This window comes from Planococcus sp. APC 3900 (assembly GCF_030407735.1).
Lineage (GTDB): Bacteria > Bacillota > Bacilli > Bacillales_A > Planococcaceae > Planococcus > Planococcus notacanthi.
In genome coordinates this window covers 16,306-28,652 of record NZ_JASDCT010000009.1, presented here as the reverse complement: position 1 = coordinate 28,652, position 12,347 = coordinate 16,306, and the positions used below count along the sequence as shown (strand labels likewise).

Below are 12,347 nucleotides of genomic sequence, written 5' to 3'. Positions count from 1 at the left end.
CGATACCGCTCAAACTGCAGTATCCGAACAATGTAATATCCATTTTCACAAGGCAAATTCCTTATTTCAAGGAGTTTGTCTTTATTTACTTTCTGTGTACGGTCAGCCTATAATGAGACTATTATTTCGAAATATAAAATAAAAAACAGAATGGTGCGCGATGCAGGATGACAGATTCTAAAAAAGGCGTTTTAGTCATTATTTTAACTTACACATTATGGGGATTTATGCCGATATTCTGGAAACAGATCGATCATGTTCCGGCAGATGAAATCCTGGCTGGCCGGATTATTTGGTCGTTCTTGCTGACGCTGGGTTTTATTCTTCTATTGAATGGCGGCCGACAGCTTTGGCTTGATTTGAAAATGTTGTGGGCTTCCAAGAAAAAATTCTTTTTGCTGATGTTGGCCTCTTTTCTGATTTCTGCAAACTGGTTTTTGTATGTCTATGCGGTTTCCGAAGACCGGATTGTCGAGACCAGCCTTGGCTATTACATTAATCCGTTGATTTCCATGCTATTGGGGGCTCTTTTCCTGAAGGAGAAACTCTCGCCTGCTATTAAAATAGCTTTTCTATTGGCTGCAACAGGCGTTTTGATTTTAACATTTTCGTTCGGTTCTTTGCCGTGGCTGGCATTGGGAATGGCCTTCAGCTTTGCTTTTTATGGCCTCATCAAGAAAACGATCCGTTTGGATGCGCTTCGTGGATTAGCGATTGAAACCTTGTTTGTTTTCCCGATTGCCATCGCTTATTATGTCTATTTGATGTCGATAGACCGTGTGTCCTTTTTGCAGATCGGATTGACGACAGACGTTTTGCTGATTGCCAGCGGATTGGTCACGGCACTGCCATTATTGCTTTTTGCTATTGGTGCTCCGTTAATTCCTTTGTACATGATCGGATTCCTGCAGTACATTGCGCCTTCACTGATGCTGTTGATCGGAGTATTCATTTATGGCGAAGCGTTTGATGCGGTAGATTTGATTTCCTTTTCGTTGATTTGGAGTGCATTGATTCTTTTCACATCGTCGAAATTTCTTGAGGCGCGGGGCATCCGGAAAGCTAATCGCAAAATTTCGGCATAAAATTCCTTTTCCAATGAAACATTTGCCAGTGTTTCCCGTATAGTAAGAAGTAGAAACTAAGGAGGGAATTGCTTAAATGAATACGAAACGATGGATCGCTTTAGTAGTAGCTGCAGCCGTATTGGGGATTTCGCTGGTCATCAATTCAGCGTTCGCTTTTCTTCAAAGCGGATTTGGCGAAAGTGTCGATGAATTAATGGCGACTACACAATCAAGCCTCTCGGAAGTTGTCATGGAAGATGGAGATTTCGATAATCGGGTCGCCGTGTTGAATGTAGATGGCGCCATCCAGGATACCGGTGAAGCGGCATCTCTATTTGGTACAACCGGCTACAACCACTCTTCCTTCATGGAACAATTGGAAAATGTGAAAGAGGATTCTACAGTTAAAGCCGTGGTGCTTACAGTAAACTCACCAGGTGGAGGCGTAGTGGAATCTGCAGAGATTTACGATAAAATCACTGAAATCCAGGAAGAAACGCAAAAGCCTTTTTATGTCTCAATGGGAGCCATGGCTGCATCAGGCGGTTATTATATTGCGGCACCAGCTGAAAAGATTTTTGTGAACGAAGAAACTTTGACGGGTTCAATCGGCGTCATTATGCAGAGCGTCAATTATGGTGAATTGGCTGAGCGGTACGGCGTTGACTTTGTGACCATCAAGTCAGGTCCATACAAAGATATTATGAGTGCGACGCGTGATATGACAGAAGATGAGCGTGCTCTTCTTCAAACGATGCTGGATGATTCGTACGAGTCATTTGTGGATGTTATTGAAGAAGGCCGAGGCATGACTGAAGAACAAGTCAAAGCTGTTGCTGATGGGCGAATCATGAATGGCCGTCAAGCAGTTGAAGCAAATCTGGCAGACGATTTCGGATTTGAAGAAGATGTCATCGAACAAGTGAAAGCTGATTTCGAACTGGGCAATGCCCAGGTGTTCCAATATGGAGCTTCACAAGGATGGGAATCGCTCCTGTCGATGAAAATGAGTTCTTTCTTCGGCAATGATATTGAAACTCAAATGATTTCGAAAATGCTTACTGAGTATAGTTCTCCTCGTATGATGTATTTATACGGTGATAAATAAGGAGGGACCATGATGACAGACCACGAAACGAATGAAACAGCAACAGAAGTTCAAGTCGCGCCGCATCGTCCCGAAACGCCGAGCTACGAGGAAGTTCTTTTTTACGAACGGAAACCTGCGGGGTTTTGGGTTCGGTTTTGGGCATATTTGATTGATTTACTGATCATTACAGCCCTTACATCGATTTTGATCAAACCCGCCTTTGCTTTAATGGGTCTTGAAACAACTGAAACCTCGTGGTATGCACCATTTGCCATCATGTCAGCCATCGTCTTCTATGGCTATTTTGTACTGATGACCAAATTCTTCAGACAGACGGTCGGAAAAATGATCATGGGCATCCGTGTGGTATCTTTAAAGTCCAATCACTTGTCATGGACGACATTGCTGTTCCGTGAATGGATTGGCCGCTTCCTTTCAGTGACCATCTGGCCGCTTTACTGGATTGTCGGCTTTACGCCCTTAAAACAAGGAGTTCATGATTTTATCGCAGATACGACAGTGGTCCACGAAGAATCTTTCAGAAAAAACAATGTAGTGAAGAAACGTACAGACGGGTCTGGGTTGCATGAGACCAGCGCGGTTTAGTATGATAGATGGAAGACGAAAGTGAGGCGCTTTAATTGGTACAAATTACATTCAAGAAAAACCCTGTGACTTTACCGAACAAAGAAGTGAAAGTTGGAGAGCAGGCTCCGGAGTTTACAGTCCTGTCAACAGGTTTGGAACCGGTGACGCTTAAGGATACAGCCGGAAAAATCCGATTGGTCAGCGTAGTGCCTTCACTGGATACGGGCGTATGCTCAGATCAGACGAAACGTTTCAGCGAAGAAGCGGCTTCCCTTGGTGACGATGTGGAGGTTCTGACGATTTCTGCTGATTTGCCGTTTGCGCAAAAGCGTTGGACGGAAATCAATAAAGTGGACGCGATTACGACTTTATCCGATCATCGTGACCTGTCATTCGGTGAAGCTTATGGCGTGACGATGCAGGAGCTGCGATTGCTTGCCCGTTCGATTTTTGTCATTGATGGAAACGACAAAATTGCATATGTAGAGTATGTGCCTGAAGGAACGGACCATCCGGATTACGAAAAAGCGTTGAACGCAGTTAAAGAATTAACAAACTAATACTAGAAACCCACTCGGGAGAGTGGGTTTCCTTATTGAGGACGGCGAAAGCATGAATTCTATGATGGAAAAGACATTTAATTTTATTGATAATCACACAACGGCTATCCAGAAAGAGCAGGATAATGCTTATTTGGAAAGTCTGTTGACCACTACTGAAAATTGGCTGGACGGCATCATCAAGCCCGAGGAGGGAGCCAGCAAGGAAGACATCCGTAAAGCACTTCAGCTGGCTGTACTTAAAGGCATGAAAGAGCATATTCAGCCGCATCATCAAATGACTCCGGACGCACTTGGGTTATTGGTCGGCTATCTGGTGGAATTATTCGTTAAAAAAGAACAGGCCGTTATTTTGGATCCGGCTGTCGGCACTGGCAATCTGCTGCTGACTGTAATGAATTACTTGGACGGCCGAATGACAGGAGCGGGTGTAGAGCTGGATGACCTGTTGATTCGACTGGCTTCCAATGCCGGCAACCTGGTTGAACAGCCCATCACTTTCTATTTGCAGGATGCGCTGCAGCCTTTATTGATCGACCCGGTGGACGTAGTGGTTTCAGATCTGCCAGTGGGCTATTATCCCGACGAGGAAACGGCAGCAACTTATGAGTTGAAGGCGGATGAAGGCATGTCCTATGCTCACCACCTCTTTATCGAACAATCATTGAAGCATACGGCTGAAGGTGGGTATTTATTCTTTATCGTGCCGAAAGCTTTGTTTGAGTCAGCACAGGCAAGCCAATTGCATAGTTTCCTGAAAAAACATGCCCATATCCAGGCTGTCATGGAATTGCCGGAAACCCTGTTCAAGAACTCGGCCCACGCTAAAGGGATTTTGGTTTTGCAGAAAAAGCAAGAAGGCGTCAAAGCACCGAAGGAAGTGCTGTTGGCACGCGTTCCGAATATGTCCAAACCGGAATCCATGTCTAAATTCTTCTCACAGGTTGCAGGTTGGTTTAAAGAAAACAAAGAATAGAGAAGCGTGTTTATGCTATACTTAAGCTATAAAACATCCATATGCACTATTTTGATGAAAAGAGGGATGCGCAATGACTGAGTCAAACGAAGCGCCGAAAAAAGTTAGTTTGCAGGAAGCTGTAAAACGCCAATTGGAAGCTAAGAAAAACCAGGAGTCAGGCAAACAGTCTGGCGGCAACGCTTCACTTTCAACTAAGAAAATGAAGAGCCAGCAATCAAAGAAAGTCAGCAATAACCGCCGTAAAATGGGTACGTAATGAACGGCAAATGACAAAAGGCAAGGGAGTCTATCCTTTGCCTTTTTTCTATGGGGAAAATTCTATATTAAATTCTTGATATAGAATGTGTATACTATAGTTAATTGAATATTCGGATACAAGGAGGAAATCGATATGCATGCCAATCTGCAACCTGCCTTTGACTCCAGGACTTTTCAGGCGGACTGTGCCAATTGTTTTGGGCTATGCTGCGTGGCACTGGCCTTTACCGTTTCAGCCGACTTTCCGGTCGACAAGGAAAGGGGCATTGCCTGCAAAAACCTGCAGGATGATTTTCGCTGTGCCATCCATCGGAACTTAAAGCTTTCCGGCTACAGCGGCTGCACAACATTCGATTGTCTTGGAGCTGGACAAAAAGTATCGCAGCAGACATTCGGGGGCATTAGTTGGAAAGACGATCCGAAATCAGCTTCCCAAATGTTTCAAGTACTGCCGATTATGCAGCAGCTCCAGGAAATGCTGCTGTACCTCACCGAGGGAATCGAGCGCTGCACTGATAAGCAGCTACAGGAAACACTGCAAATCAGCAGACGAGAAATCGATAAATTGACACAAGCATCTGCTGAACAGCTATTGGCTGCATATCTGCCGAAAATGCGCCGATCCATTAACGAATTGCTTGTGCAAGTCAGTGAACAGGTCCGTCTTGAATCGGGACGTTTAGGCAAAAAACAGCAGAAGAAAAAAGGCCCGGATTACCAGGGAGCGAACTTGATGGGGGAGAAACTTAAGGGACGCGATATAAGAGGCGCGAATTTTAGAGGTGCCTGCTTGATTGGTGCTGATTTGAGTGATTCCGATTTAAGGAATTCGGATTTTATCGGTGCGGACCTGCGGGATTGCAACTTAAGCGGAGTCGATTTAACAGGCGCTATTTTTCTGACACAAATGCAAGTAAATTCGGCAAAGGGAGATGTAGACACTTGCTTGCCGCCTCTCTTGTCGAAGCCTGCTCATTGGAAAAGTGCCGGGCGATCTCTGTGGTGACGTGATAGCTAAAAAGAGGAGGGATAGGATGCCTGCAGGATTGTGGCTGCGGTTCCAGGCTTTTGCCGCTGATTATTTATTGATTTTTGGCTACTTGCTGTTGGTGATGGTAGTTTCGCTGTTTTTGATTCCCTCTCTTCAGCAATTATTTCAAGCTTCTCCAGGAAAGGCTCAGCTGACCGGTTTCTTATTGGTCACTTTACCGGTTTCGCTTTACTTTGTTGTTACGGATTCGCGTCTGGGCAGGCAATCATTGGGCAAACGCAAAATCCATATTCAAGTGGTTGATGAAAACCGCCAAGCGATTTCCGTTTCCCGTGCGGTCTTGCGGACTGCATTAAAATTTTTGCCTTGGGAATTGTCCCATTTCATGGCATACCGTATGATTTATTTAGGGGATGGAGCAGTTCAGTTAATGGATTATGTTATGGGCGGCTTGGTCTACGCATTGATTTTTTTGTATATTCTCATGGCTATATTCACGAAAAACAAACAGTCACTTTATGATTGGATTGCAAAAACCCATGTAGTGAAATCAAATTTTTCCTAAAAAGTATTGACTTGAGGAAGAGAACTGGTAGAATCTATTTCAATATACTTTTAAAAAATTAACTATTGATAAATAAAGCGATCGATGATTTAGTAGGCAATTTGTGTGCAGCAGCAAGAGACTGGATGGCAGGTGTGAATTCAGGCAGCAAATTGGATGAAATACACCATCAGTTGGGATCGTTTCGAAAAGAAGTGGATGTTTTGAACTGTCAAAGCATCAAATTGGGTGGTAACGCGGAGAAAACCTTCGTCCCTTTATGGGGATGAGTGGTTTTCTCTTTTTTTTATAGGAAAAAGGAGTGTTCAATATGTACCAGATCAAACCGGTGATTACACCGAAATTTGCAGAAGCATTTGCACTGATAGTTATTATTTTTCTGTTGATCAGCGTCAGCATCATCAGCTTTGAATCGGTTCCGCATATTCCGATTCTGTTGTCGATTCTATTGCTGTTCGGCTATGGCTTGTTGAAGAAAGTATCGTACCGGACGCTGGAAAGAGGCTTGGTGGAAGGGGCCGGAGCTGGAATGAGTGCCGTATTCCTGTTTTTCTTTATCGGCATACTTATCAGCAGCTGGATGATCAGCGGAACCATTCCGACACTGATTTTCACGGGATTCACGTTGATTTCCATGACGTTCTTCTACGCCATTGTCTTTATTGTGACTTCATTGATCGGTTTGTCCATCGGCAGTTCCTTGACGACCGTTGCGACAATCGGGGTTGCTTTTATCGGTATGGCGACAGCGATGGATTTGTCATTGGCGATTACGGCAGGGGCGATTGTGTCAGGTGCCTTTTTTGGAGATAAAATGTCACCGCTATCTGATACGACGAACCTGGCTTCCACAATTGTTGGAGTGGACCTGTTTGAACATATTCGCAATATGGGCTGGACAACTATTCCGGCATTTGGCATTACATTAATTTTGTTTGCGTTGCTTTCTCCTGAAACAGCTGGCGCAAGTGTGCAAGACGTAACGCTCTTTAAAGAAGGGCTTAAAACCACCGGGATGATTCACTGGTATACGATTATCCCATTGGCTGTACTGATCATTTCGACACTCATGAAAATACCCGCATTAATGACGCTGGCTTTGAGCTCGATATCCGCTATCTTCATTTCTTTTCTCCATCAGAGTTCGACGGCATCCGAGATTTTTTCAGTACTGTTCAGTGGGTACGTATCCACGACAGGGATTGAAGAAATTGATGCATTGCTGTCCCGCGGCGGAATGGAAAGTATGATGTTCACTGTGGCATTGGTGCTGCTCGCACTCAGCATGGGTGGCTTGTTGTTTACATTGGGCATTGTCCAATGTTTGCTGGCAACTATAGAGAGCTTGCTGAAAAAGGTTTCATCTGTCATTGCTGCTTCTGCTTTAACGGCAATCGGCATCAATGTGCTGATCGGCGAACAATACTTGTCGATATTGTTAACTGGGCAAGCATTTAAAGAACCTTATGACAAAGTAGGGCTGGCGGGGAAAAACCTTAGCCGAGTGATGGAAGATGCAGGGACCGTGGTCAATCCACTCGTTCCCTGGAGCGTCTGCGGAATCTTTATTACAGGGGTCATCGGTGTTTCGACGCTTGATTATCTTCCTTTCGCCTTCTTTTGTCTCTTGTCTCCATTACTGACTGTACTGTTCGGTTTTACAGGAAAAACCTTGACTTACAAGCAAGATAAATAAAATAGAAAAGCAGGAACAGGTGATGCTTAGGCTCATCTGTTTTTATTTCAGTAGAGGGAATTTCGAAAGGGAGTCGAATAGTACTCGTAACAGACTATTTTGCCGCCATGCCTCGGAAAAACAGTCGAAGGAGTGGATAAAATGTATCAATCAATTTTATTAGCCGTAGACGGTTCGGAGAATTCCATGCGGGCTGGCAAACAAGCCGCACAACTGGCATCTCTGATAAAAGGTGTGGAAGTGACGGTGTTATATGTTTCGGATTTCAACGAAGACAGCAACGAAGAAGTGCATGATGGCGGTTCGATTGAGTTTGAACTGTCGCGTAAGAAAAAAATCCAGCCTGTCAGAGAATCATTGGAGCATGAAAATATCTATTATAAAACGGAAATCATGCATGGCCGGCCGGCGCCAGTCATCATCGAGCTGGCTAATGACGGCAATTTTGATTTGGTGGTCATCGGCAGCAGAGGGTTGAATCCGATTTCTGAAATGGTTTTAGGGAGCGTCAGCCATAAAGTCTTAAATCATGTGCATTGTCCAGTTCTCGTCGTGAAATAAGGCAGACCGGTCAGCATTCGATTCTGGTATACTGGAGAAAATGATCGGTCTGCCAGTTGCTTGAGATACTGCAAGACCAGCTGGAGGAAAAATCAATGGAAAATTTACCGAATTGTCCCGAATGCAACTCTGAGTATACGTATGAAGATGGCCGCTTGCTGGTATGTCCGGAATGCGCTCACGAGTGGAGCCTTGTAGCTGAGGCTGAAAACGCGGAAGCAGAACAGCTTGTTAAAGATGCCAATGGCACGCTTCTGAAAGATGGAGACGCGGTTACTGTCATCAAAGATTTGAAAGTCAAAGGCAGTTCTTCTACTTTGAAGATTGGCACTAAAGTAAAGAGTATCCGTTTGGTAGAAGGCGACCATAACATCGATTGCAAAATTGATGGTTTTGGCGCAATGAAGCTGAAATCGGAATTCGTCAAAAAAGTGTAACGTGAAAAGACCCCGTGCAAACTTAGCGAAAAGTTTGCACGGGGTCTTTCGATTATAAAGAAACTAACAGCTATTCTACTCGGCCAACTGTCATACGCCGCGTTTATTGCCCCAAACCAACGTGTGCAATTGAGGCAATACCTTCACGTCGTTCATAACGGAAGAGCGTACATGGTAATCGATCAATTGCTCGTACCGCTGCAGCAAATCGGCGACCAGCTGCGTGTCATCCGTTGTCGCTGTGTCTTCATTGCCGGTCTGAAGAAAGAACGGAACAGCTGGATAACGCTGATGAAGATTTTCTGCATAGGCAAAATCATCCTGGTCGAATACAACGACTTTCAAACTGACATTGGCGTTTTGCAGTTTGTCGATAAAGAAATCCAATTTGGCAAAATCCGTCGACATGCCTGAGCTGGGTGGTTTAGGCGATAAGGTGATGTCATCGATTGCTGCCAGCCAGTCTTGCCAAATGGAGGCCTGTGTCTCAACAGCAACTTTCCAGCCCTGCTGGTGGCAAAGATCGACCAATTCAGCTATGCCTTTGTGAAGTGCAGGATTGCCTCCGGAAATGGTGACGTGTGAAAATGCCTTGCCGCCTATGTGGATCAATTCTTCAATAATATCTTCAGGCTGCTTGGAAGTGCTGGTGCCTGTGCCGTCCCAAGTGAATTTTGAATCGCACCAAGAGCAGGAATAGTCGCATCCAGCGGTGCGCACGAACATGGTTTTTTGCCCCATGACCATGCCTTCTCCCTGTATAGTCGGACCAAAGATTTCCATGACGGGAATTCTCATGACAGGTCTTCCTTGCGCGGCCGGTAGACCACATAGCTTGTCGGCGTTTCGCGGACAATGACCTGCAGGCAGTCGGGCCGGTTGCTTTTCGTTTTCAGCACATGCTGAATGGACTGCCAAACCTGCTGGGCAAGCAATTCAGTAGTGGGAAATTTAGTTGCAAATTCAGCATGATCATTCAAGACACTGTGGTCGTATTTTTTATGAATCAATTCTTTCAGCAATTTAAAGTCAATCAGGAAGCCGGTGGCGTCAAGCTCATTGCCGGCAATGGTAATGTTCAGGTGGTAAGTATGGCCGTGCATCATCCGGCATTTCCCGGCATCTTCGCTGGGAATAAAATGTGCTGCAGAGAAATGCAGGTCTTTATTGAGTTCGAATTGAAAGTTATGCGTAGCTGTCGGATAAAATTGCTGCATCATATGATTGTACCTGCTGATTTTTTCGCCTGATAGCGGGCAAGCCCATCATTGCGCAATTGACAGGCCGGGCAATGGCCACAACCGGTGCTCGGGATGCCGTTATAGCAGGTCAGCGTTTTCTTCTGGACAAACTCAAATGCATCAAGTGTGTCAGAGAGCTCCCATACTTCGGCTTTATCGAGCCACATCAGCGGGGTATGGATAATGAATTGCTTGTCCATGGCCAAATTCAATGTGACATTCAACGAGCGGATAAAAGTATCCCGGCAATCGGGATAACCGCTGAAATCCGTTTGGCTGACGCCGGTGATCAAATGCCGTGAACCGATGGCATCTGCATAAACCGCTGCAAAAGACAGAAATAAGTGGTTTCTGCCTGGTACAAAAGTGGAAGGCAGTTGTCCTTCTTCATCACTTACGGCGATATCATCACGCGTCAATGCATTCGCGGATAATTGGTTGATCAACGTCATATCCAATACTTTGAACGAGACGCCGAGTTCTTCGGCGATTTTTCGTGCGCATTCAATTTCAGCTGAATGGCGCTGGCCATAATCGAATGTGACCGTGGCCACTTCCTTAAAATTCTTGATGGCCCAAAACAGGCAAGTGGTGCTGTCCTGGCCGCCGCTGAAAACAACGACTGCTTTTTCATTTTTCATCTGTAACACTCCTTAGTTTTTTAGAGAGGGAGTTTGCGAACCTCTTTGAACGAACAGTTTTAATGATAACATATTGTGCACTAGAGGAAACAATTGACAGAAAGCTTGTGATGTCATCAGACAAATGCGTTACCCGCAAGCCGGTCAATGATGAAATCTGTAATTATTCAATACGCAATGCGTCTAATCTGCAATGGGAGGTGTAGAGATGAAACGAATCGCTTTACTGGTGTTGATAGCAGCAACAGCAGTTGCCTGCAACCGGGAATCGTTTGAAGAAGGAGATATCATCGAAGATGCTCAAGGCGAAATCACGAACGGGGAGCGCCTGTATGAGTTTTATGAACACACGGAAAATGGAGAAGAAGATGCCGTAAGAGTGATCAGCTACACGACAGAAGGTGATCCCATCTATCATGATCTGCATTTTGATGGCAACAAAATTGAGTCCGTAGAAGATAATAGAGAAGATCAGTTCAGTTCTGAAGAAGTTGTCATCAGACAATGCGAATCAATCCTGATTCTGACTTCCGAAACTGAAGCGATATATGTTCTGCGGGAATGTGACCCTGAATCCGGATGGGATACCATTCTGCACGAAACCTGGTAAGACGCTTTACCACCAAATATCACCAAGTTTTTTATGAGTAATTTTTCTGTATAAGGGTATATTTGATAATAACGGAAGGAGAGATGTGAGATGAAAGCAATCGTCATTGACAGTTACGGCGGCAAAGAACAATTAAAGGAACAGCAAGTGGATAAACCGGCAATTACGGACAATCAGGTTCTGGTGGAGATCCATGCTACTTCCATCAACCCGATTGACTGGAAATTGCGTGAAGGATATTTGAAAGAGATGCTGCCTTGGGAGTTTCCAATTATTTTAGGTTGGGATGCAGCAGGCACCATTGCTGAAGTTGGCAAAGACGTAAAGCACTTTAAAGTGGGCGACCGTGTTTTCGCAAGACCTGCAACTACGCGTCAAGGAACCTATGCAGAATATGTGCCTGTGGATGAAGACTTGCTTGCGCATATGCCGGAAAGTATGACATTCGAAGAGGGGGCCGCAATTCCGTTGACGGGATTGACAGCTTACCAATGTCTTGTGGACTTTGCAGAAGTGAAAAAAGGCGACAAAGTGCTGATCCATGCGGGAGCCGGCGGTGTCGGCAGTATGGCCATTCAAATTGCCAACAGCATCGGTGCTTATGTGGCGACAACGGCCAGCGATAAAAACGATGAATTGGTTAAATCTTTGGGAGCCAATCGGGTCATCAACTACCGTGAAGAAGATTTCAGCGAGCTGCTGGAAGATTTCGACGCAGTATTGGATACGATGGGCGGCGAAGTTCTCGATAAAAGCTTTAAGGTCCTGAAAAAAGGTGGGAAATTGATCTCCATTGCTGGACAGCCTTCTGCTGAAAAAGCGGAGCAACACGAAGTGAAGGCCAGTGACTTTTGGCTGGAACCGAGTGGAGAGCAATTAAAAAAGTTAGCAAACCTTTATGTATCTGGCGAATTGAAGCCTACAATCGGTGAAGTATTTGCATTTACTGAACGAGGTTTGCAAGATGCACATGAGTTAAGTGAATCTCATCATGCCAGAGGAAAAATAATCATCAAAATAAAAGCTTAATAAAACGAAAGAGCCTCTCACAAAATTATGTGAG

General features: G+C 44.9%; 16 protein-coding genes and 1 riboswitch. Of the genes, 13 read left to right on the top strand and 3 right to left on the bottom strand.

Annotated elements, in window-relative coordinates; translation table 11 throughout:
• Window positions 1-167 precede the first annotated feature (167 nt).
• From rarD to QMA04_RS15980, 11 genes are all read left to right on the top strand, one after another.
• Window positions 168-1,085: an EamA family transporter RarD gene (gene rarD / locus QMA04_RS16030; protein ID WP_191716721.1), complete on the top strand. Its 918-nt coding sequence runs from the start codon at window positions 168-170 to the stop codon at window positions 1,083-1,085.
• A gap of 76 nt (window positions 1,086-1,161) precedes the next feature.
• Window positions 1,162-2,175 carry a signal peptide peptidase SppA gene (gene sppA / locus QMA04_RS16025; protein ID WP_191716722.1) on the top strand — a complete coding sequence of 338 codons (1,014 nt, stop codon included), beginning with the start codon at window positions 1,162-1,164 and terminating at the stop codon, window positions 2,173-2,175.
• A gap of 12 nt (window positions 2,176-2,187) precedes the next feature.
• On the top strand, window positions 2,188-2,763 hold the full coding sequence (locus QMA04_RS16020) for an RDD family protein (protein ID WP_191716757.1): 576 nt from the start codon (window positions 2,188-2,190) through the stop codon (window positions 2,761-2,763).
• Window positions 2,764-2,798: 35 nt separating this feature from the next.
• Entirely contained in the window at window positions 2,799-3,305 is a 507-nt protein-coding gene (gene tpx / locus QMA04_RS16015) for a thiol peroxidase (protein WP_191716723.1), read from the top strand.
• A 52-nt stretch (window positions 3,306-3,357) separates the two neighbouring features.
• Window positions 3,358-4,281, top strand: a complete 924-nt coding sequence (locus tag QMA04_RS16010) for a class I SAM-dependent methyltransferase (RefSeq protein WP_191716724.1) — start codon at window positions 3,358-3,360, stop codon at window positions 4,279-4,281.
• A 73-nt stretch (window positions 4,282-4,354) separates the two neighbouring features.
• Window positions 4,355-4,540 (top strand): hypothetical protein, encoded by a 186-nt coding sequence (locus tag QMA04_RS16005; RefSeq protein ID WP_191716725.1) that lies wholly within the window; start codon window positions 4,355-4,357, stop codon window positions 4,538-4,540.
• Between the two features lie 135 nt (window positions 4,541-4,675).
• Window positions 4,676-5,548 carry a pentapeptide repeat-containing protein gene (locus tag QMA04_RS16000; RefSeq protein ID WP_290186970.1) on the top strand — a complete coding sequence of 291 codons (873 nt, stop codon included), beginning with the start codon at window positions 4,676-4,678 and terminating at the stop codon, window positions 5,546-5,548.
• 28 nt (window positions 5,549-5,576) lie between these two features.
• Window positions 5,577-6,098 (top strand): RDD family protein, encoded by a 522-nt coding sequence (locus QMA04_RS15995; RefSeq protein WP_290186968.1) that lies wholly within the window; start codon window positions 5,577-5,579, stop codon window positions 6,096-6,098.
• 310 nt (window positions 6,099-6,408) lie between these two features.
• Window positions 6,409-7,794: a Na+/H+ antiporter NhaC gene (gene nhaC, locus QMA04_RS15990; protein ID WP_290186966.1), complete on the top strand. Its 1,386-nt coding sequence runs from the start codon at window positions 6,409-6,411 to the stop codon at window positions 7,792-7,794.
• A gap of 141 nt (window positions 7,795-7,935) precedes the next feature.
• Window positions 7,936-8,355 (top strand): universal stress protein, encoded by a 420-nt coding sequence (locus QMA04_RS15985; RefSeq protein WP_290186964.1) that lies wholly within the window; start codon window positions 7,936-7,938, stop codon window positions 8,353-8,355.
• A 95-nt stretch (window positions 8,356-8,450) separates the two neighbouring features.
• Window positions 8,451-8,792, top strand: coding sequence for a zinc ribbon domain-containing protein YjdM (locus QMA04_RS15980; protein WP_203341189.1), 342 nt, complete (start codon window positions 8,451-8,453; stop codon window positions 8,790-8,792).
• A gap of 90 nt (window positions 8,793-8,882) precedes the next feature.
• Here the strand turns inward: QMA04_RS15980 and queE are convergent, their stop codons facing one another.
• From queE to queC, 3 genes are read right to left on the bottom strand one after another with little or no spacing between them, the layout of a single operon-like run.
• Window positions 8,883-9,590, bottom strand: coding sequence for a 7-carboxy-7-deazaguanine synthase QueE (queE, locus tag QMA04_RS15975; RefSeq protein ID WP_290186962.1), 708 nt, complete (start codon window positions 9,588-9,590; stop codon window positions 8,883-8,885).
• The gene (queD, locus tag QMA04_RS15970) at window positions 9,587-10,012 is read right to left on the bottom strand and encodes a 6-carboxytetrahydropterin synthase QueD (protein ID WP_290186960.1); all 426 of its coding nucleotides are present in this window, start codon (window positions 10,010-10,012) and stop codon (window positions 9,587-9,589) included. Before queD ends, queE begins: the two co-directional genes overlap by 4 nt.
• Window positions 10,009-10,674: a 7-cyano-7-deazaguanine synthase QueC gene (queC, locus tag QMA04_RS15965; protein ID WP_290186958.1), complete on the bottom strand. Its 666-nt coding sequence runs from the start codon at window positions 10,672-10,674 to the stop codon at window positions 10,009-10,011. Before queC ends, queD begins: the two co-directional genes overlap by 4 nt.
• A gap of 6 nt (window positions 10,675-10,680) precedes the next feature.
• A riboswitch (PreQ1 riboswitch) is annotated at window positions 10,681-10,724 on the bottom strand.
• A gap of 158 nt (window positions 10,725-10,882) precedes the next feature.
• Between queC and QMA04_RS15960 the strand changes: the two genes are divergently transcribed.
• Together QMA04_RS15960 and QMA04_RS15955 are read left to right on the top strand one after the other, a co-directional pair.
• Complete coding sequence (locus QMA04_RS15960) at window positions 10,883-11,284, top strand: DUF4362 domain-containing protein (protein WP_290186956.1); 402 nt, start codon at window positions 10,883-10,885, stop codon at window positions 11,282-11,284.
• Window positions 11,285-11,374: 90 nt separating this feature from the next.
• Window positions 11,375-12,313 carry an NADP-dependent oxidoreductase gene (locus tag QMA04_RS15955; RefSeq protein ID WP_290186954.1) on the top strand — a complete coding sequence of 313 codons (939 nt, stop codon included), beginning with the start codon at window positions 11,375-11,377 and terminating at the stop codon, window positions 12,311-12,313.
• Window positions 12,314-12,347 lie beyond the last annotated feature (34 nt).